The sequence below is a fragment of the Agathobaculum sp. genome (assembly GCF_050946325.1).
In the GTDB taxonomy this organism is placed as follows: domain Bacteria; phylum Bacillota; class Clostridia; order Oscillospirales; family Butyricicoccaceae; genus Agathobaculum.
In genome coordinates this window covers 1-19,262 of record NZ_JBMNUP010000022.1, presented here as the reverse complement: position 1 = coordinate 19,262, position 19,262 = coordinate 1, and the positions used below count along the sequence as shown (strand labels likewise).

Genomic DNA, 19,262 nt, shown 5'->3' with positions numbered 1-19,262 from the left:
AGCATGCGCGGCACATTCTCATAGAAGCCGCCGCCCGTAATATGGCTGATTGCCTTAACATCCACCGTGCCCATCAGCGACTGAATGGCCTTTACATAAATCTTGGTGGGCGTCAGCAGCTCTTCGCCCAAAGTCTTACCGAATTCATCAATATAGCGGCGCACGGATTTTTCGTTGATGCCAAGCGTCTTGCGCACCAGGGAATAGCCGTTGGAATGTACGCCGGAGGACGCCACGCCAATCAGCGCGTCGCCGGCCTTCAGGTTCGAGCCGTCAATCATCTTTTCCCTGTCCACCATGCCGACCGAGAAACCCGCCATATCATACTCATTTTCCGGATAGAAGCCCGGCATTTCAGCAGTCTCGCCGCCGATCAGCGCGCAGCCTGCCTGGCGGCAGCCCTCCGCAATGCCGGAGACCATCTGCGCCACTCTGGCCGGCACATTCTTGCCAACCGCGATATAGTCGAGGAAGAACAGCGGCTGCGCACCGCAGCAGGCAATGTCATTGACGCACATCGCCACGCAGTCAATGCCGACCGTATCATGCTTATCCATCAGGAACGCCAGCTTGAGTTTTGTACCTACGCCATCCGTACCCGAAACCAGAATCGGATCGGCCATGCCCTTAAACTCCGGACGGAACAGGCCGCCAAAGCCGCCGAGCGTACCCATTACGCCCTTGGTGAAGGTACTCTCGACCATCGGCTTCATCAGCTTGACCGCTTCATAACCGGCGGTCACGTCAACGCCCGCTGCCTTGTAGCTTTCAGAACGGCTTTCAATCATAATCATAATCCTCTTTTCAATCGTTTTTGGGAAAAATGCCTTCTTTATAACTCAATTTCATTTTCAAATATATTTTTTCCATCTGCTCCGGCACCGGCATCGAATCGTTGCCGGAAAAGCATGCATCGCACAGCCCTAACCGGCAGCCGGATGCAGTTTTCTGCACTGACCAGGCCAACGGCTTTGCGGCAGCGGATTACTCCTTGCCGTTCCAGCAGTAGGTGCAAACTTTATCCCTGTCCAGTCCAATTGCTTCCAGCAGTCCGTCCAGTGACTGGTAGCCCAGCGAAGCAAAACCAAAGTCCTCACAGATTTTACGAAGCAGGCATTTGCCGCGCTCCGTATCTCCATCAGAGTACTCCTCCAGGTGCTTTTGGCCTTCATCGCCCTCCAGTTCCTGCACCACACGGCGCGCAAGCAGCTCCATATCCGAATTGGACGAAGAAAAATTCAGGTATTTGCAGCCGTACATAATCGGCGGGCAGGCTGAACGCATGTGTACCTCTTCCGCGCCCGATTCATACAAAAACTCAACGGTTTCACGCAGCTGCGTGCCCCGCACAATGGAATCGTCCACAAACAGCAGTTTCTTGCCCTCAATCAGTTCCGGCACAGGAATCTGCTTCATCTTCGCCACCTGATTGCGCACCTTCTGGTTGGAAGGCATGAAAGACCGCGGCCACGTCGGCGTATATTTGATGAACGGCCGTGCAAACGGTGTATGGCAGGCGTTTGCATACCCAATTGCATGCGGCACACCGGAATCCGGTACGCCGGCCACATAGTCAATATCCTGCGCCAGGCCGCGCTTCTGGTCGTTCTGCGCCAGAATCTCGCCGTTTTTATAGCGCATCAACTCAACGTTTCTGCCCTCATAGTTTGAGTTTGGATAACCGTAATAGGTCCACAGGAAAGAGCAAATCTTCATTTCCTCCCCTGCCGGCGAAAGCGTCTGCACACCATCCGCCGTAACCTTCACAATCTCACGCGGTCCAAGCTCGTAGTGGTTGAAATATCCCAGTTTGTGATAGGCAAAGGACTCAAACGAAACGCAGCAGCCGTCCTCGCCCTTGCCGACCAGCACCGGCAGTCTGCCAAATTTGTCCCGCGCTGCAATGATGCCCGACGTTGTCAAAATCAAAATGGTGGCCGAGCCGTCAATCTGCTCCTGCGCATAGCGGATGCCGGAAACCAGGTCATCCTTCTTGTTAATCAGCGCAGCAACCAGCTCTGTCTGGTTGACCTTGCCCGAGCTCATCGCCATGAACTGATGCCCGTGATCGGAAAAATACTGTCCGACGAGCGCTTCTGCATTATTGATGATGCCAACCGTTGTAATCGCATACAGCCCAAGATGCGAGCGCACCAGCAGCGGCTGCGGATCGGTATCGCTGATACAGCCGATGCCGCTGCAGCCATGAAAATCGCGGAGGTCGTCCTCAAATTTGGTGCGGAAGGGGGTATTGGAAATATTGTGAATCTGGCGCTGAAAACCGCTTTCCTTATCGTAAATCGCCATGCCTCCGCGCTTGGTACCCAGATGGGAATGATAGTCCACACCAAAGAAAATATCCAGTACGCAGTCCCGCTTGGAAACCACGCCAAAAAAGCCGCCCATATAAACTCCTTACACACTTTAACTGATACTTTTATGCACTGCGGCGTTTGCCCGTTCAGCCGCCGCAGGCTCCTGACAAAAATCCAAGGGCGTGTACCTTGCATTTTGAAACAGCAGCTATTCTCCGCTGCACAGGCGATGCAGCCTCTTCCGAGGCCGCATTCGCCCCAATCGGGTTATTTTTCCATAACCCGTCTCATGATCTCCTGATAGGCCTGCTCCACGCCGCCCAGATCGCGGCGAAAACGGTCCTTATCCAGTTTTTCACCCGTAGCCTTATCCCACAGCCGGCAGGTATCCGGACTGATTTCATCGGCCAGCACAATTTTTCCATCCGCCGTGCGGCCGAACTCCAATTTAAAATCCACCAGGGTAACGCCCATGCCGTCAAAATACCGCTTCATTACTTCGTTGATGCGCAGGGCCATGGTCTTAATCCGCTCAATTTCGCCCGCGTTCGCCAGCCCCAGCGCCAATGCATGATACGAATTGAGCAGCGGATCGCCCAGCGCGTCATTTTTGTAGGAAAACTCAATCGTCGGCGCGGCGAATACCATGCCTTCCTCCACGCCGTAGCGCTTTGCAAAAGAGCCTGCGGCAATGTTGCGTACAATGACCTCCAGCGGTACGATGGAAACCCTGCGCACCAGCGTCTCCCGCTCGGAAAGCTGCTCAACAAAGTGCGTCTCCACGCCCTGCTGCTCCAGCAGGCGGAACAAATGGTTGCTCATCTGGTTATTGATGGCCCCCTTACCTGCTATGGTGCCTTTCTTCGCCCCGTTAAACGCGGTTGCATCGTCTTTATAGTCTACGATAACCAGGTTCGGGTCATCTGTCGCGAATACTTTTTTTGCTTTCCCTTCATAAATCTGTTCTTTCCTGCGCACGCTGCATTACTCCTTGTGCTCTGTCTGCGGATGAAAAATAGGTTTGTTCCCGCTGGAATCTCTTATGCGAAAAACATTTCGGACAGCTTCATCGGGTCGATATACTGTCCATCCTTGTATACGCGCATGTTGCCCGAAGCAACCTCATCAATCAGCATCACGCTGCCGTCCGGCGCATAACCGAACTCAAACTTGATGTCATACAGCACCATGCCCTTTTCCTTCAGGTCGTCCGCAACAATCTGGGTGATTTTCTGCGTCATGTCCTTGAGTTCCTCATACTGGGCATCGGTCATCACGCCAAGCGCAACCAGCGCGTCCTTCGTAATCAGCGGATCGCCCTTTTCATCGTTCTTGAGGGTGGTTTCCACATAAGCCGGCAGATCTGCGCCCTCTTCAATCAGGTCGCCGTAGCGGCGGATGAAGCTGCCCACCGCCTTGTGGCGGCAGATGACCTCCAGACCGTGACCGAACACCTTGGCCGGCAGAACCTCCATGGTGGTGTTGGCGAGGTCTGCGGATACAAAATGGGTCTTGATGCCGGCGGCATTGATCTTTTCAAAGAAATAGATGGACATGCGCAGGTTGACGTCGCCCACGCCGTCGATGGTCAGGCCAACGGAATTTTCGCCCGGGTCGAACACGCCGTCCTTGCCCGTGCAGTCATCCTTAAACTTGAGCAGGTAGTTGCCGTTGTCCAATGCGTAAACGTCCTTGGTTTTGCCCTGGTAAATCTTGTTCATAATATTTTTCTCCTTTATATATGGGATTTGATAACCGTATTAATACTGCGCGCGAATCTTCTTATCCTTAGCGGTCACTTCTTCCGCCATATCCGCCTTGAACTGCCGCAGTTTTTCCGCCAGCGCGGCATCCTCCAGCGCGAGCATCTGCGCGGCAAGAATCGCCGCGTTGTCCGCGCCGTCAATCGCAACCGTTGCAACCGGAATGCCCTTGGGCATCTGCACGATGGAGAGCAGGCTGTCCATGCCGCCCATCACGCTGGTCGCCATCGGCACGCCGATGACCGGCAGTGTGGTATAAGCCGCCAGTACGCCGCCCAGATGCGCCGCCTTGCCGGCCGCCGCAATAATCACGCCGAAGCCCTCCGCCGCTGCGTTCTTCGCCAGCGCCTCCGCCGCTGCGGGCGTGCGGTGTGCCGAGCAGATGCGCACTTCAAACGGAATACCAAACGCCGCAAGCCGGTCTGCGCATTTGCTCATAACCTTCAAATCACTGTCCGATCCCATGACGACAAGTACCTTTTTCATTCGCTTTTCCTCCTTGAAAACAAATGAGGACACGGGCAGACCCGTGTCCTATATATACTCAATTGGTTGCACCGATGCCCGAAAGCATGCACGAATCCCCAGCGTTCAGGTTAAAAAACTGCATCTGGATAGACTGCTTGGGTCTGTTCAGAAAAACGCTGCCGATCATAATGCGCACCCCTTTCGTTTCTCGAAACCATCGGTGGAGATACACCATTATTTTATCGAAAAAGCAGGCTTATTGCAAGGACTTTACGCGGTTTTTTCGTCTTTCGTGCAAATGCCCAAAGAAGCGGTTCGCATCTTTCAGCTTTCGTGCAGAACGCCCTTTTCATACAGAATTTGCTCCATCTGGCGCACCCGCTCGCTCCACGAACACTGCGCGCCGTAGGCCAGCCGTTTTTCCGTCTTCTCGGGGGCGTGTTCGGCCGCCGCCGCATCGCACAGGGCAAGGAACTCCGTTTCGTTATGCGCGATATAAACCACGTCCCGAAAGTCCTCCACCTGCAGCGGTTCGCGGGTGGATACAACCGGTTTGCCGGTCGCCAGATACTCATAAAACTTCAGCGGCGATACATCGCGGCTGAGCGCCCCCGCGCGGAACACATTCAGGCACACGTCCATCTGCGCCAGGTAAGCCGGCAGCTCGGGCTGCGGCACCAGGCCGTGAAACACGATATTCGGATACTGCTGCAAATGCGTCAAGTCCACGCCCGGCAGCGTACGCCCGATCAGGAAAATCGTTGCCTCCGGCCGTTCTTTGGCAAGTTTTTCAATCAGCGCATAGTCAATGCACTCCTGCAGCATGCCGACAAAGCCAAACACCGGATGCTTCAAATTTTTCATATCCTCCGGACAGGGGAGCGCCCCCTTCTCCGTCTGCACACGGGAAAAGATCTCATATGCCGCGCCGTTCGGGATCATCCGCGTTGTGGGATTGATCTGCTCCAGTGTTTCCGCCAGACCGACTGCCGTGGCAAACACCTGATCGGCCGGCTTTGCCAGATCGCGTTCCATTTCATCAACGACCGCCGGAGTAATATGCCCCTTGTAGGCCGAATGACGGTCCACGCAGTCATACACCAGCGCGCGGTGCGGCACATGCTCCACAATATCGCACGAGGAGGGCGAATAGCACCAGAGAACGCTTTCCTCCCCAAAGCCGTGTTCCTGCATCTTCCGCCGCACAAATTTGGCCTGCCGCTTCTGGTTGAGCCGGTTCACCCACCGGAATTTATTGAAAAACGGCAGCACCGGCGGCAGCGCATATACCGTAATATTCTCATGCCCTTCCACTTTTTCACCCTGCTGGCGGTATTTCCGGATATAGGCCGACGCCTTTTTATCCTTCAGCGGCGCGATGACCGACACCGGCGGGTCAAAATACAGCACCTCGCTGTTCCGCAGGCGGCTCATCACATTCTGCTTGCGGGTGGGCAGCGGATGATAATTGGTCGTCGAAAGACAAACCACATGATTTTTCATAGCGTTACAAATCCTTCCGTTATTCTCCGGTCAATTCTCAATGCCGAGCAGTTTGGCGGCACCGCGCACATTTTCCTGTTCACGCTCGCGCAGCATTTCGGCCGTGCGGCCGACTTCGCCGTCATGCGCGCCCGTCACGCACTCGTCGATCAGACGGCAGATGTCAGCCGTCCGCGCCTTGCCCAGCGGCAGACAGGTGCGGCTTCCAATATACTTCAGAAATGAATCCACCTTAATATCATAGCTCAGGCCGACAACCGGCACCCCCTGCCCTGCCGAAAACATCAGCGAGTGCAGACGGATGCCGACCACGGTTTTCATCCGCGCCAGTATGCCGATTGTCACCTCAATCGGCTGCCGTTCCCGCACCGCATACCACGGACAGGAAAGCAGCGCCCCTACCCGCTCGGCCGGCATCAGGTCGCTCGGATATTCGATCGGCACAAACACCGGCGTCAGGCCGTGCTGCCGCCAGGCGTATTCTGCTGCGGCGGCAATTTCGGGCAGCGCCTCGTCCAGTCCTTTCCAGTTGCGCAGGCCAAAGCCGATATAGCTGCCGGCAGGGTCGATGCCGCTCTGCTCCATCGCAACGTTGACCAGCTCCTGCGGAGCAGGGTCCAGGATGATGGTCGGGTCGGCGGAAACGCGGATATCCGGCCGCGTCACGCCCATGCGCTCCAGCTCAGCGCGGGAATTTTCATCGCGCAGCGTAATCCGGTCCACCGAGCGTTCAATCGTTTTGGCCGCCATCTTCCGGTTGCCCTGCCGGTTGATCGGTCCGATGCCGCAGCCGTACATCATCACCTTGCAGCCATACCATTTTGCAGCCCGCAGCGTATAGCAGTAATACCAAAGCGAGCGGGTCGAGGTAACGTCCTGCATCAGGGTGCCGCCGCCGTTGATATAGAGCGCCGCATGCCGGAAACGGCGGAGAACAGCAAAAATATTAAACGTATACATCGCGCCCGTGCGATAATTCAGCCGCGTCTCCTTCGGCCGGCGCGACATCACGCAAATGGTACGGTTCGGGTCAAGCGCGCGCATTTCCTGCACAATGGCTTCCAGAATCGCATCGTCTCCCGCGTTGCCGCGTCCGTAAGCGCCGCAGATGACAATACTCTCGCGCTCGTTTTTCGGGCGGTGGAACCGCGTCAGCAGGTGGCGGTAATTTTCCATCTGCCGCTCGCACATGCGCTCGCGCGAAAAATCACGCGAGGCTTTTTCGTACAGCGCCTCGGAAAAGCGCCGGCGCAGCGCCGCGTCATTGGCCAGGCGCGCCATATAGCGGGCCAGCTGTTCATCGTCCCCCACAGGAAAAATGTACCCGTTTTCCCCCGTGTCAATCAGTTCGGGCATGCCGCCGACATCCGAGCAGATCGTCGCGCAGCCCGCGCAGACGCCTTCCAGAATCGAATACGGAAACGTTTCCGACACGGACGACAGCAGGTTGATATCCATCGCGCGGAAAAACGGCTCCACCGGAGCAACCCAGCCGCAGAACGTCACCCGTTCTGCCACACCGAGCTGCGCACACAGGCGGCGGAGCATTTCCTCGTCCTCACCCTCGCCCGCAATGAACAGACGAAGCTGCGGGGCTTCTTTGAGCGCCGCGGCAAAGCCGCGCACGGTCGTCGCAATATCCTTGACCGCCGTCAGACGCGCGGCAATGCCGCACAGCACGTCCCCTTCCGCAATTTCCGCTCCAAAAGCGTCCCGCAGATACTGCGCACGGTCAAACGCCCCTTCCGGCCGTTTAAAATCCATGCCGTTATAGATTTTCACAATGCGCTCCGGATCAAAGCCGCGCTCGATCAGCGTGCGGGCCATGCGGTCGGCCACCGGCTGGTAAAAGTCCAGAAAACGCAGTGCAACCGCGTTGGCCGTACCAAACGTGTGCTGCTTAAACGGATCGCCCAGATAATCGAGCTTGTAGTCCGAGTGTACGGTCGTCAGCACGGGCACGCGGCGCGTGCGGCGCACCATGGCCCCCATCAGGTTGGCGCGGCCGCCGTGGCAGTGGATGATATCCGGCTGAAATTCGTCCACCAGATCGCGCATGGCGCGGGCGGCGCGGAACGGATTGTGCCGCTCAATCACGCACACATCGATCCCGCGCTCGCGCGCCTCATCCGCAAACGGGCCTGCGCGGAACGACAGCAGCATCACATCATTCTGCTCGGCAAGCCCTGTTACCATATTCATAATATGGGTTTTGGCGCCGCCCACGTCGCCGCCGCCCATCACATGCATCACTCTCAAAGCGATTCCTCCAACGGATAGTTTATACACACGCCAGTATACCATGCTTCCGGCAAAAACGCAAAACAAAAGGCCGCCTCAGGCAGCCTTCCGCCGGTTGTTATTTCCGATAAGTCAGCACAGTGACGCCGTTTTCCACCGTTTTGTCAAACACCGCATTGTCCGACGGCGTCAGCCGGCAATAGTTATCTCCCTCGCCGCCGTCCTGCTCTGCGCCCAAAAGGCTAAAGGTATACCCCAGGTTTTCCGGATACCCGCACACGCTGGCCATGACCATCTCTCTGCTGCTGTTTACAAAAATAAACTGCACCATACCCTCGTTAACGGTTTCCCCAATGGCCTTGCTCTGCAGGCCGATGGTCTGCTCGATATACTCCCTGCTCGTATACGGTCCGAAGGCATACATCTCGCTCCATTCAAACGGAACGATATCGTTCAGCGCCACCTCGGCCGTTTGCTCGGGAATGGCCCTGATCTCCTTTTGCAGCATGCGGTTATTCAGGCTAACCATCGGGTCGCTCAGCGCATACCATCCCATAATCAGGACCAGCACCGCCACCGCCGCCCAGCCGGGAATTTTGATCTTTCCGTTTTTCATGACGGACCTCCGTTTATCCGGCCGCAGCCCGTTTATGCCGCGCGCCTGTATTATTTGCTGCCTGTATTTTATCATTTTGCCTGCATTCTGGCAAGGCCTGTCAAAATTTGTTTACAAAAAGCCCTGCAATCCGTCTGCAAAAATGCGCGAAAACGCCATTTGTCTTTGCCCGCAAACCATGCTATACTATGAATATCTGACCGAAAGCGAGGGTTTCTTTTTGTCCTCTAAAAACACCATGACGCGCGATGCCATGCTGTTCCTTCCCGCAAAAATCGTCGAAGGCCTGCTCATCATCGCCTGCTCGTCTCTCTATACGCATCTGTTCCTCACATCGACGAACGGCACGTTCAACTTCATCAACTTCAACGTGCAGATCGTCTACCTTGTGCTGGCCGGCTGGATGGCCAATTCCGCCACCCGTTATGTGGGCGAGGAATTTCACAAGGATGCGGGACGCGGCCTGTTTTCCACCGTCTCTGCCATCTATCTGCTGATATGCGGCGCCGTGGCCGTCTTCTGCTGCATCGCAGCGGCCGTTACGGGCGACCGGCTGTATTTCGGCTTTATGGCCATGTTCTTCAGCTATACAATTTTCCAGATTCTGAATTCTGCGCTCATCCAGCTCGGCCGGATGCGGGCGTCCATCACGCTCAGCCTACTCTCGGCCGTACTCAAACTTGCGGTGGCCTACGCGCTGGTTTTTGGTATGAAAAACCCCGCCTCGCCGTTTCCCGCCATCGCCGCCAACACGGTGGCGGACGGCATTGCCGGCATCGGCGCGTGCATCGCGCTCGGCCTGCCGGCCATTGTGCGCCTGAAATTCTTCTCCCGCGAACTGCTGCAAAAATTCCTGAAATACGGCCTGCCGCTGATGGGCGTGTCCATCTCCGTTGCGCTGCTCAACCAGATTGACAAATATCTCATCGTCGGCTTTTACGATATGGACGTATACGGCATTTATTCCAGCAACAACTCCATTGCCAGCGGCCTGTTCACAATGATCTCGGTCGGCATCATGCGCGGCGTATATCCCAATGTGCTGCGCGCCTGGCGCGAAGGCGGACAGTCTGCTGCAAAACCGCTGCTCAACCAGGGCGTGCGGCTGTACCTGCTGATTGCCGTACCGGCTGCCGCCGGGCTTGCCGCAGTCTGTCTGCCGATGAGCCGCGTACTGTTTGACGTTTCCAAGGGATACGACGCAGGCGCCCCCGTCATCGCCTATACCGCCATCGCCATGCTGTTCATGGGGCTGGCCGAATACGCCAACAAGGCCTATGAGCTGGAGCAGTCCACCATGCAGGTGCTGCAAAACAGTGCCGCTGCCGCCGCGATCAAGGTGGTATCCAGCGTCGTGCTGCTGCGGACCTTTGGCTTCACCGGCGGTGCGCTCGGCTCGGTCGTGGCCTTTTCTTCGTATTTTATCATCACCTGTGTGCGTGTGCGCCGCCGCTTTCTGTTTCACGTTCCTGCCAAAACGCTGCTGCGCATCGTGTTCAGCGCTGTCCTGTGCGGCGCGGCGGCCTGGGGCTGCACGCTGCTTCCCGTAAGCGATCTGCTGCGGCTTGTGCTGGCAGTGCCCGCAGGCGCGCTTGTTTACGCGGTCTGCATCATTGCCAGCGGAGAGGGCAGAGATGAAATGCAGGCGGTTCTGCGCAAATTGAAGCGATAAGCTGCTTTTTTTGCAGCAAATGCTTGTCTGCCCGTCAAAATCATGGTATAATATTGGCCTGTATGAAAATGCTGATATAGAGAGGCGTTGTTATAATTATGGAAATGATTCATCAAGCGGAACAGTATGTGGATACTGTCAAGCGTGTCTGCGGCGCGGTAGGCAAGGAAATCACCTTCCGCGGCACGGTACACCGTGTGCGGGACATGTCTGATTTTTCGTTCGTCGTCATGCGTGTGGAGCGCGGCCTGATCCAGTGTACCTTCCAGGGCGAGGAAATCGGCGGCATCAAGCGCGCAGAAGTCAAGGACGCTATGGTGCTTGAAGTGACCGGCACCGTACACGAAGAACCCCGCGCCGAGCACGGCGTTGAGGTTGTGCTTTCCGGCCTCCGTGTGCTTGGCCGTCCGTATGACCAGCTTCCCGTACCGCTCGGCAAAAAATACATGGGCCTGTCGCTTGACGTTGACCTGCCGCTGCGTCCGATCACGCTGCGTCACCCGCGCAAACAGGCTATCTTCCGTGTGCAGGCCGCCATTGCGGACGGTTTTGCGCAGTATATGCAGTCGCAGGGCTTCACCCATATCCATACGCCCAAAATCGTTGTCGCCGGCGCAGAAGGCGGCGCCAACCTGTTCAAGCTCGACTATTTCGGCAATCCGGCCTATCTGGCGCAGTCCCCGCAGTTCCACAAGCAGTATCTGGCGGGCGCGCTTGGCCGCGTATTTGAAATCGGCTCGGTTTACCGTGCCGAGCGTCACAACACCTCGCGCCACTTAAACGAATATATCGGCCTGGACTTTGAAATGGCCTATATTGACTCCATGTACGATGTGATGGAGATGGAAACCGGCATGCTGAAGTCCGTCATGGCATACGTCAAGGAGCACTGCGCTGAGGAAATTGAGATGCTCAAGGCCGAAATCCCCGAGATCACTGAGATCCCGACCATTCGTTTCCACGAAGCCAAGCAGATCATGGAGGAGAAATACGGTCACAAGTCCAAAAACCGTTATGACCTCAATCCGGACGAGGAAGTGCTTCTCTGCCAGTGGGCCAAGGAAGAGCACGGCTCTGACTTTGTTTTTGTCACCCACTTCCCTTCCGCCAAGCGCCCGTTCTACGCAATGGACGACCCCGAAGACCCCAAGCTGGCGTTCTCGTTCGACCTGCTCTTCCGCGGTCTTGAGGTAACGACCGGCGGCCAGCGTATCCACGATTATCAGGAGCAGATGGACAAACTTGCCGCGCGCAAGATGAACGCCGAGCTGTTTGAATCCTTCACCATCCTGCACAAGTACGGCATGCCGCCGCACGGCGGCCTGGGCATCGGTCTGGAGCGCCTGACCATGCAGCTTCTCGGCCTGAACAACATCCGTGACGCTTCCATGTTCCCGCGTGATATGAACCGTCTGGAGCCGTAACTCACCCAACCTGCCAGCAGGGCGCCGGAACAATCCGGCGCCCTTTTTGTATTCCCGCCCCGCCGCATTGCCGGCCGCCGCTTTTTATGATATACTGGAGCCATTAACAGGAGGTGTCAGCAATGGACCTGAACAGCATTGAACTGAGCAGTTGGCTTGACAAAACGCTGCTCAGCGATGCAGATATGGAAAAAATCGTCGAGGCCGCTTCCCGCCTGCAGCAGATGATGATGCTCTATGAAGCCGGCATTCGGGAAATCAAAACCAAGCTGGACATTTTGAAGGACGAGTCACGCGTCTCCGGCCACCCCAGCCCGATTGATTCCATCAAGAGCCGCATCAAAAGCCCGCACAGCATTGTCAGCAAACTGCGGCGATACGGCTTTCCCGTATCCCTGCAATCCATGATGGATAATCTCAACGATATTGGCGGCATTCGGGTAATCTGTCCGTTTATTGAGGATATTTACACCGTGGCCGATATGCTCATGCGCCAGGACGACCTGCGGCTGATTGCAAAAAAAGACTATATCCAGTCCCCCAAGCCAAACGGATACCGCAGCCTGCATTTGATTTTGGAGGTGCCCATTTTCCTGTCCGAGCGCACGGTGCCCGTCCGTATTGAGCTGCAGCTTCGCACCATCGCCATGGATTTCTGGGCCAGTCTGGAGCATCAGCTCCGCTATAAATCCTCTGCTGCCGTACCGCAGTCTGTTGTGGATGATTTGAAGTCCTGCGCGGATGTCATCGCGGCCACCGATGAAAAAATGCAGCGCATTGCCAGAGAGCTGCATAAACTGTAAACCCAACTGAAAGGAACCGTTTTTCCATGCAATACATACCCATTATCACGCTGGTGCTCGTGCTTGTGCTGCTGGCGCTTGTGCTTGTGCTGCTGCTCCGCAAACCGAACCCGACCGCCGGCAGCTCCGGTGACTCCGGCAGCTCAATTGCCGCGCTCGGCACGCTGGTGACGCAAAATCTCAAAGAAGGGCGCGAAGCGCAGCTCAATCAGCTTTCCACAATGGAGCGCAGTCTGGCTGACCGGATGGGCGGCGTTACCGAACAGCTCGGTCAGTTTGAGCGGCGGCTGCACGGCTTCACCGCCGAAACCACGCAAAACCTGGAAAACATCCGTGCCACGGTGGACAAAAACCTGCGCGGCATGCAGGAGGACAACAACCGCAAGCTGGATGATATGCGCAAAATCGTCGATGAAAAGCTGCAAAAAACGCTGTCCGAGCGCATGAACGAATCCTTTCAGCTGGTTAATGAGCGGCTTGAACAGGTTTATAAGGGTCTGGGCGAAATGCAGACGCTCGCGCAGGGCGTGGGCGATCTGAAAAAAGTGCTGACAAACGTCAAAACCCGCGGCATCGTGGGCGAGATTCAGCTTGGCGCCATTCTGGAGGATATCCTTGCGCCCGAGCAGTACGCCGTGAACGTTGCCACGCGGCCGGGCAGCCGCAACGTGGTGGAATATGCCGTCAAGCTGCCCGTGGAAGACGGCAGCTTTGTCTGGCTGCCCATTGACTCCAAGTTCCCGGGAGATACCTACGGCGCACTGCGCGACGCTTACGAGGATGGCACGCGCGAACAGATCGACGCCTGCGCCAAACAGCTGATCGCCACGCTCAAAGCAGAGTCCAAGGACATTCGGGATAAATATCTGGAACCGCCGTACACCACGGATTTCGGCATTCTGTTTCTGCCGTTTGAGGGGCTGTACGCTGAGGCTGTCAGCCGCGGCATGGTTGAAATATTGCAGCGCGAATACCATGTGAATATTGCCGGACCAAGCACAATGGCCGCGCTTTTAAATTCTTTGCAGATGTCGTTCCGCACCATCGCCATCCAGAAACGTTCGGGCGAGGTATGGAATGTGCTGGGCGCTGTCAAAACCGAATTTGACAAGTTTGAGACCTGCCTGACGCAGACGCAGACGCGGCTCGATCAGGCCAGCCGCGAGCTGGACAAGCTGGTTGGCACACGCACCCGCGCCATCCGCCGCAAGCTCAAGAGCGTGACCGAACTGACCGAAGCCGAGGCGCAGAATGTACTCGGCGCGGACGACGAACTACCCGAAGAATAATTTCTGCAAGCCTTCCATTCTGGTTTCCGCTGTGTGATGTATCTGCCGGAGCGCCCCCTGGGGCGTTCCGGTTTTTCTTTTATTTTCCACAATTTAAGAAAATCTTAACTTCTTTTCGCGGAAAAAAGAAAGAAAAAACGGCTATACTATCCGTAAAAGGCAAGCAGAACAATCATAGCGGCTGAAAAAGCAGGAGGGACACGGCATGAGGCGAAACAAATATGGACAAGGCAGTCTGCGCGCACTGGCGGAATGGATTTTCGGCCTGTGCTTTGGCCCGATTGAACGCGGCAAATACCGCAGCCCGCAAAGATGAAAGAAAACAGGCTCCTCACGGAGCGTATTCATGAGGATGCTTACCCTTCGGAGAAACCGGCGTGATATGCTATCGGCATATCACGCCGGTTTTTATTTCTTGCATAAAAAATCCAGCGGGCGGCCAGGGCGCCGTACATGCCGCTCCAGTTCATATGTGCAAAAACACGAACGTATTTTTATCTATTTTTCACAATTCCATCTCGGCTCCCGTTATTTTTGGACATAAAATCTTTTTTCCTGTCTCTCACAGCAATCGACAGAAGAAAAAAGCCGCAGTATGATACTGGCACAAAAAGATGGTACGTCAAAGGCATCGTCATTTTCCACAAAGCTATCCCACCGTTTTTTTCTGACATCTGTCCGCGCATTCCGGCGCGGCAAGCAGGATTTTGGAAAGGATTGATCTCAGCTATGCAAAACAAGTATTACCCCCATTTGGCAAGCCCGCTGACCATCAAGGGACTGACGTTCAAAAACCGGATCCTGGGCGCGCCGATGTCCAATCCGGAAATGGACTCGGACAGCCATATGCGCAAGGAAGATATCGCCTTCCATGAAAACCGCGCGCGCGGCGGTCTGGCCAGCGTGGCCATCGGCCTGGGCATTGTGGATGCCGTGGGCCGCACGCACACCAAGGAGGTTGCGCTGTACGACGTGGGCTCGCTGCCCTCGCTCCGGGAAGCGGCCAAAGCCATGCACCGCCACGGCAGCGCCGCAGTCATGGAGCTGGCGCACGGCGGCAAGTACGCCAACGCCCACGGACACGGCCACGCCGCCGAGGCATATGCGCTCGGACCGAATGACGAAGTGAATCCCGACGGCCTGCCCGTGCGCAGCATGACCGAGAACGAAATCATCCGCACCGCCGAAGCATTCGGCCGCGCGGCGGCGCTTGTCAAGCAGGCGGGGTTTGACATGATTCTTATCCACGGCGGCCACGGCTGGCTGCTCGGCCAGTTTATGTCCCCATCCATGAACCACCGCACCGACCGCTGGGGCGGCAGCCTGGAAAACCGCATGCGCTTCCCTCTGCTCGTGATTGAAAAGGTGCGCGAAGCCGTGGGCGACAACTTCCCAATCGAATTCCGCATGAGCGGCGCCGAGCTGACCGAGGGCGGATATGGCCTGGATGAAGGCATCGCCATGGCCAAGGCAATCGACGGCAAGGTGGACATCATCCACGTTTCTGCCGGTGTACATGAAGACCCTGACGTGTTCGTGCTGACCCACCCCTCCATGTTTGTTGAGCACGGCTGCAACGTCTATCTGGCGGCTGAAATCAAAAAGCATGTCAAGACGCCGGTTGCAACGCTCGGCGGTCTGAACGACCCTGACCAGATGGAGGAAATCCTTGCCTCCGGCCAGGCCGACCTGATCGAAATCGCCCGTCAGTCCATCTGCGACCCCTATTTCCCCGAAAAGGCGTTCTCCGGCCGCAAGGACGATATCACCCGCTGCTGCCGCTGCTTCACCTGCTTCTACAACTATCTGACCAACCGCACGTTCTGCTGCGCGTTCAACCCCATCGTCGGTCACGAGATGGAAAGCTTTTACGGCGCACCCGCGACGACGCCCAAAAAGGTTGTCGTCGTCGGCGGAGGCCCGGGCGGCATGTATGCCGCTGTCACGGCCGCTCAGCGCGGCCATGCGGTCACGCTGTATGAGAAAAACAGCCGTCTGGGCGGGCAGCTGCTCTCCGAGCAGTACATCCCGTTCAAGCAGGATATGTACCGCTTCGTACAGGTGCTGGAGGGCCGTCTGCGCGAAGCAGGCGTACAGGTGTGCCTGAATACCGCGCTGACCGCAGAACAGGCCGAAGCGCTGCATGCCGATGTCATCATCACTGCCGTGGGCGCAAAGCCCATTGTACCGCCCATCCCGGGCATTGACAGCACGAAAGTCGTTACGCTGGATGCGCTGCATCAGAAAGACCCCGCCATCGGCCAGAAAGTGGTCATCCTGGGCGGCGGCCTGGTGGGCAGCGAGTGCGCAATCTATCTGGACAGTCTGGGCAGGGACGTAACCATCGTGGAAATGAAGGACGATTGGGCGGCAGACTCCTACTTCATGCACAAAAACGCCATGAAGGTTTATATGCGGAACAGCGGCATCCGCATCCATGTGAACACCACCGCGAAGGCCGTAACCGACGCCGGCCTGCTGTGCGACAGCCCGAACGGCCAAATGCTGCTGGAAGCGGACACCATTCTGCTCGCCGCAGGCATGAAGGCCGACCGCGCATGCGCGGAAAGCTTCTGCAACGCCGCGCCGCGTGTGTTCGAGATCGGCGACTGCATAAAGGCCGGCCGCGTTGTGGACGCGGTCACGGGCGGTTACTACCGCGCGCTTGATATCTGACCGCCGCGCTGCTCCCGTATCCCGTGTCCGCGCATGCGGACCTTTGGAAATTTTATTTTTATTCTAATATGAGGAGGATTACTCCATGAAAATCAAAGCTGCCGTTACCCACGCGCCGGGCGCGCCGTTCCAGATCGAGGAAGTCGAGCTGGCCGCCCCGCAGAAGCATGAAATTCTGGTGAAGATCACCGCCTGCGGCGTGTGCCACACTGACGACGCAGCCCGTCAGCAGATCATTCCCGTCCCGCTGCCCGCAGTACTCGGCCATGAAGGCTGCGGCATTGTCGAGGCGGTCGGCCCCGAGGTCACGGAATTCCGGCCTGGGGACAAAGTGGGCATCTCCTTCGGCTACTGCGGCCACTGCCACAACTGCATGACTGCCCACCAGCACGCATGCGAAAACTTCAACAGCATCAACTTCGGCGGTGTGCAGCCGGACGGCACGTCCCGCCTGTCCACGCCGGACGGCAAACCGCTTTCCACCTTCTTCGGACAGTCCTCGTTCGCCACCCATGTGGTTGTCAACGAAGCCAGCGCGGTCAAGGTGCAGTACGATGATATCGACCTTGCGCTCGTCGGCCCCATGGGCTGCGGCATCCAGACCGGCGCAGGCGCGGTACTCAACCGCCTGCGTCCGGAGTTCGGCTCTTCCATTGCGGTATTTGGCTGCGGCACCGTCGGCATGAGCGCGATCATGGCGGCTAAAATCGCAGGCTGCGAGACCATCATCGCGGTCGGCGGCAATCCCAGGAGCCTGGAGCTTGCCAAGGAGCTGGGCGCCACCCACACCATCAACCGCAAGGAAGTGGACGACATTGTGGGGACAATCAAGAACGAGATCGTCCCCGGCGGCGTCAACTATGCGATCGACACCTCGGGTGTGGCGGACTTCGTGAAAAAGGCCCTTGCATCCTGCCGCTTTATGGGTACGGCGGTTGTGCTCGGCGCAACCGGCGATGTGACGTTCAACATTCAGGCCGAACTGATGGGCGACGCTAAGAGCCTGATCGGTATCGTCGAAGGCGACGCGATTCCCAAGCTGTTCATCCCCAAGCTGCTCGATTACTATAAAAAGGGCATGTTCCCGTTTGACAAGCTGGTCAAATTCTATCCGTTCGAGCAGATCAACGAAGCGTTTGAAGAATCCGGCTCCGGCAAATGCATCAAGGCCATCCTCCGTATGGACGGCTGACCTTTCTCCTATTATCCACCCGAAAACGGTGCGGACCATGTGTTCCGCACCGTTTTTGGCGTTTATTCCCGCGTTTTTATCGGCACACATCCGTTTGAGAGCCGTTTTTTCTTGCGTCATGCACAAAATAACGCTATAATATCTGTATAAAACGCAGATAGGAGCGAAACAGATGCCCTCAGATAAAACCAATGTGATGCGCATACTGGAGCAGCACAAAATTCCATACACGCCGCATGCATATCCCCACGGCAAAGACGCTGTTGACGGCGTTTCCGTTGCTCACCTTTTAGGGCAGGCGGAAGAACAGGTGTTCAAAACGCTGGTGGCGCGCGGCCGCTCAGGCAGCCTGCATGTGTTCGTCATCCCCGTTGCCAAAGAGCTGGATTTGAAAAAGGCTGCCAAAGCCGCAGGGGAAAAATCCGTCGAGCTGGTGCATGTGAAGGAGCTTCTGGGCCTGACCGGCTATGTGCGCGGCGGATGCTCTCCCATTGGCATGAAGAAGGCCTTCCCGACAGTGTTCGACGAGAGCGCCTCCGTGCAGCCAACCATTATGGTATCGGCCGGCAAAATCGGCTTTCAGGTGGAGTGCGCGCCGCAGGCGCTGATCTCGCTGACCCGCGCCGCAACCGCCCCGCTTACGACAGACTGAGCAGCGGCGCAGCATCCGGAAACAGCGCAAACACGGCCGGCACCTCCAGTCCGGAAAGCTGCATCAGCTTGGCTTCCAGCGTCGAAGCGTCGTCAAACAGCACAAAATGCGCCCTGCCCGCTTCATCGGTATAAGTGAAGTATCGGGCGCACAGCTCCCGCGAAAAAAAGGTCTGCGCGCCGGTTTTTTGCAGCAGCGCCGCGCGGTCATACTCGGTCAGCTCTTTGCCTTTCGGCGATGCGGAAGGCAGCATAAAATCCTGCGAAATCGGCTGCAAAAACGCTGCGATACGGGAGGCACTGTACGTTTCCTGCAAGGATGCAATGTACGCCGTCAAACTGCCGCCGGATAGCGCAGTGGACACCGTCAGCACGGCATGCGGCAGCGCGCGCCCGCTTTCCAGCGGCACATAAAAGGGGATGCCCGCTTCGTGCAGCGCCCGATCGAACGCAGACAGGAGTGCGCCGCCGCCCGCAAGTCCCGCTTCAAAATCCGCGAACACGCCGGGCGCTGAAATGCGCCTTGCCTCATACGCAAGGTCTGCGGCAAGCCTGTCTGCATTGCAGGCAGGCGGCACGGCAGCCGGACCGCACAGGCCAAGCAGGCTGCGCACCTGCGCAGTAGGCGCCTGTATGCGTTCCAGCGCGC

General features: G+C 57.0%; 16 protein-coding genes and 1 pseudogene. 7 read left to right on the top strand and 10 right to left on the bottom strand.

What is annotated here, in order from left to right; translation table 11 throughout:
• The 9 genes from purM to ACOYIE_RS03320 all read right to left on the bottom strand — a co-directional run.
• A partial coding sequence (gene purM / locus ACOYIE_RS03360; RefSeq protein WP_433410751.1) for a phosphoribosylformylglycinamidine cyclo-ligase occupies positions 1–788 on the bottom strand: 788 nt, incomplete at its 3' end.
• A gap of 16 nt (positions 789–804) precedes the next feature.
• A complete protein-coding gene (locus tag ACOYIE_RS03355; RefSeq protein WP_433410750.1) occupies positions 805–954 on the bottom strand; it encodes a hypothetical protein in 150 nt (49 codons plus the stop codon).
• A gap of 30 nt (positions 955–984) precedes the next feature.
• On the bottom strand, positions 985–2,406 hold the full coding sequence (locus ACOYIE_RS03350; protein WP_433410749.1) for an amidophosphoribosyltransferase: 1,422 nt from the start codon (positions 2,404–2,406) through the stop codon (positions 985–987).
• Positions 2,407–2,582: 176 nt separating this feature from the next.
• Entirely contained in the window at positions 2,583–3,293 is a 711-nt protein-coding gene (gene purC, locus ACOYIE_RS03345; RefSeq protein WP_433410748.1) for a phosphoribosylaminoimidazolesuccinocarboxamide synthase, read from the bottom strand.
• 62 nt (positions 3,294–3,355) lie between these two features.
• Positions 3,356–4,036, bottom strand: coding sequence for a phosphoribosylaminoimidazolesuccinocarboxamide synthase (locus ACOYIE_RS03340; RefSeq protein WP_433410747.1), 681 nt, complete (start codon positions 4,034–4,036; stop codon positions 3,356–3,358).
• Positions 4,037–4,075: 39 nt separating this feature from the next.
• Positions 4,076–4,564 carry a 5-(carboxyamino)imidazole ribonucleotide mutase gene (gene purE / locus ACOYIE_RS03335; RefSeq protein WP_433410746.1) on the bottom strand — a complete coding sequence of 163 codons (489 nt, stop codon included), beginning with the start codon at positions 4,562–4,564 and terminating at the stop codon, positions 4,076–4,078.
• 306 nt (positions 4,565–4,870) lie between these two features.
• Positions 4,871–6,049, bottom strand: coding sequence for a glycosyltransferase (locus ACOYIE_RS03330; protein WP_433410745.1), 1,179 nt, complete (start codon positions 6,047–6,049; stop codon positions 4,871–4,873).
• 30 nt (positions 6,050–6,079) lie between these two features.
• Positions 6,080–8,299, bottom strand: coding sequence for a polysaccharide pyruvyl transferase CsaB (gene csaB, locus ACOYIE_RS03325; RefSeq protein WP_433410752.1), 2,220 nt, complete (start codon positions 8,297–8,299; stop codon positions 6,080–6,082).
• A gap of 109 nt (positions 8,300–8,408) precedes the next feature.
• A complete protein-coding gene (locus ACOYIE_RS03320; RefSeq protein ID WP_433410744.1) occupies positions 8,409–8,906 on the bottom strand; it encodes a hypothetical protein in 498 nt (165 codons plus the stop codon).
• A 178-nt stretch (positions 8,907–9,084) separates the two neighbouring features.
• On the opposite strand from ACOYIE_RS03320, the gene ACOYIE_RS03315 reads away from it, so the two are divergent.
• From ACOYIE_RS03315 to ybaK, 7 genes are all read left to right on the top strand, one after another.
• Entirely contained in the window at positions 9,085–10,578 is a 1,494-nt protein-coding gene (locus ACOYIE_RS03315) for a lipopolysaccharide biosynthesis protein (protein ID WP_433410743.1), read from the top strand.
• A 98-nt stretch (positions 10,579–10,676) separates the two neighbouring features.
• Positions 10,677–12,002, top strand: a complete 1,326-nt coding sequence (gene aspS, locus ACOYIE_RS03310; RefSeq protein WP_433410742.1) for an aspartate--tRNA(Asn) ligase — start codon at positions 10,677–10,679, stop codon at positions 12,000–12,002.
• Positions 12,003–12,124: 122 nt separating this feature from the next.
• The gene (locus ACOYIE_RS03305) at positions 12,125–12,805 is read left to right on the top strand and encodes a GTP pyrophosphokinase (protein WP_433410741.1); all 681 of its coding nucleotides are present in this window, start codon (positions 12,125–12,127) and stop codon (positions 12,803–12,805) included.
• A gap of 26 nt (positions 12,806–12,831) precedes the next feature.
• Entirely contained in the window at positions 12,832–14,094 is a 1,263-nt protein-coding gene (locus ACOYIE_RS03300; RefSeq protein ID WP_433410740.1) for a DNA recombination protein RmuC, read from the top strand.
• Positions 14,095–14,823: 729 nt separating this feature from the next.
• The gene (locus tag ACOYIE_RS03295) at positions 14,824–16,770 is read left to right on the top strand and encodes an FAD-dependent oxidoreductase (RefSeq protein WP_433410739.1); all 1,947 of its coding nucleotides are present in this window, start codon (positions 14,824–14,826) and stop codon (positions 16,768–16,770) included.
• An 85-nt stretch (positions 16,771–16,855) separates the two neighbouring features.
• Complete coding sequence (locus tag ACOYIE_RS03290) at positions 16,856–17,962, top strand: NAD(P)-dependent alcohol dehydrogenase (RefSeq protein ID WP_433410738.1); 1,107 nt, start codon at positions 16,856–16,858, stop codon at positions 17,960–17,962.
• A gap of 172 nt (positions 17,963–18,134) precedes the next feature.
• The gene (gene ybaK / locus ACOYIE_RS03285; protein ID WP_433410737.1) at positions 18,135–18,614 is read left to right on the top strand and encodes a Cys-tRNA(Pro) deacylase; all 480 of its coding nucleotides are present in this window, start codon (positions 18,135–18,137) and stop codon (positions 18,612–18,614) included.
• Here ybaK and ACOYIE_RS03280 read toward each other — a convergent pair.
• Positions 18,601–19,262, bottom strand: a pseudogene (locus ACOYIE_RS03280) (hypothetical protein); the annotation flags it as partial. The gene ybaK and the pseudogene ACOYIE_RS03280 sit on opposite strands and share 14 nt — an antisense overlap.

Coding starts and splice junctions, on each gene's coding strand:
- ACOYIE_RS03350 (WP_433410749.1), bottom strand. CDS start 2,406: ATGGGCGGCTTTTTTGGCGTGGTTTCCAAGCGGGACTGCGTACTGGAT.
- ACOYIE_RS03340 (WP_433410747.1), bottom strand. CDS start 4,036: ATGAACAAGATTTACCAGGGCAAAACCAAGGACGTTTACGCATTGGAC.
- purE (WP_433410746.1), bottom strand. CDS start 4,564: ATGAAAAAGGTACTTGTCGTCATGGGATCGGACAGTGATTTGAAGGTT.
- ACOYIE_RS03330 (WP_433410745.1), bottom strand. CDS start 6,049: ATGAAAAATCATGTGGTTTGTCTTTCGACGACCAATTATCATCCGCTG.
- csaB (WP_433410752.1), bottom strand. CDS start 8,299: ATGCATGTGATGGGCGGCGGCGACGTGGGCGGCGCCAAAACCCATATT.
- ACOYIE_RS03320 (WP_433410744.1), bottom strand. CDS start 8,906: ATGAAAAACGGAAAGATCAAAATTCCCGGCTGGGCGGCGGTGGCGGTG.
- ACOYIE_RS03315 (WP_433410743.1), top strand. CDS start 9,085: ATGCTATACTATGAATATCTGACCGAAAGCGAGGGTTTCTTTTTGTCC.
- aspS (WP_433410742.1), top strand. CDS start 10,677: ATGGAAATGATTCATCAAGCGGAACAGTATGTGGATACTGTCAAGCGT.
- ACOYIE_RS03305 (WP_433410741.1), top strand. CDS start 12,125: ATGGACCTGAACAGCATTGAACTGAGCAGTTGGCTTGACAAAACGCTG.
- ACOYIE_RS03300 (WP_433410740.1), top strand. CDS start 12,832: ATGCAATACATACCCATTATCACGCTGGTGCTCGTGCTTGTGCTGCTG.
- ACOYIE_RS03295 (WP_433410739.1), top strand. CDS start 14,824: ATGCAAAACAAGTATTACCCCCATTTGGCAAGCCCGCTGACCATCAAG.
- ACOYIE_RS03290 (WP_433410738.1), top strand. CDS start 16,856: ATGAAAATCAAAGCTGCCGTTACCCACGCGCCGGGCGCGCCGTTCCAG.
- ybaK (WP_433410737.1), top strand. CDS start 18,135: ATGCCCTCAGATAAAACCAATGTGATGCGCATACTGGAGCAGCACAAA.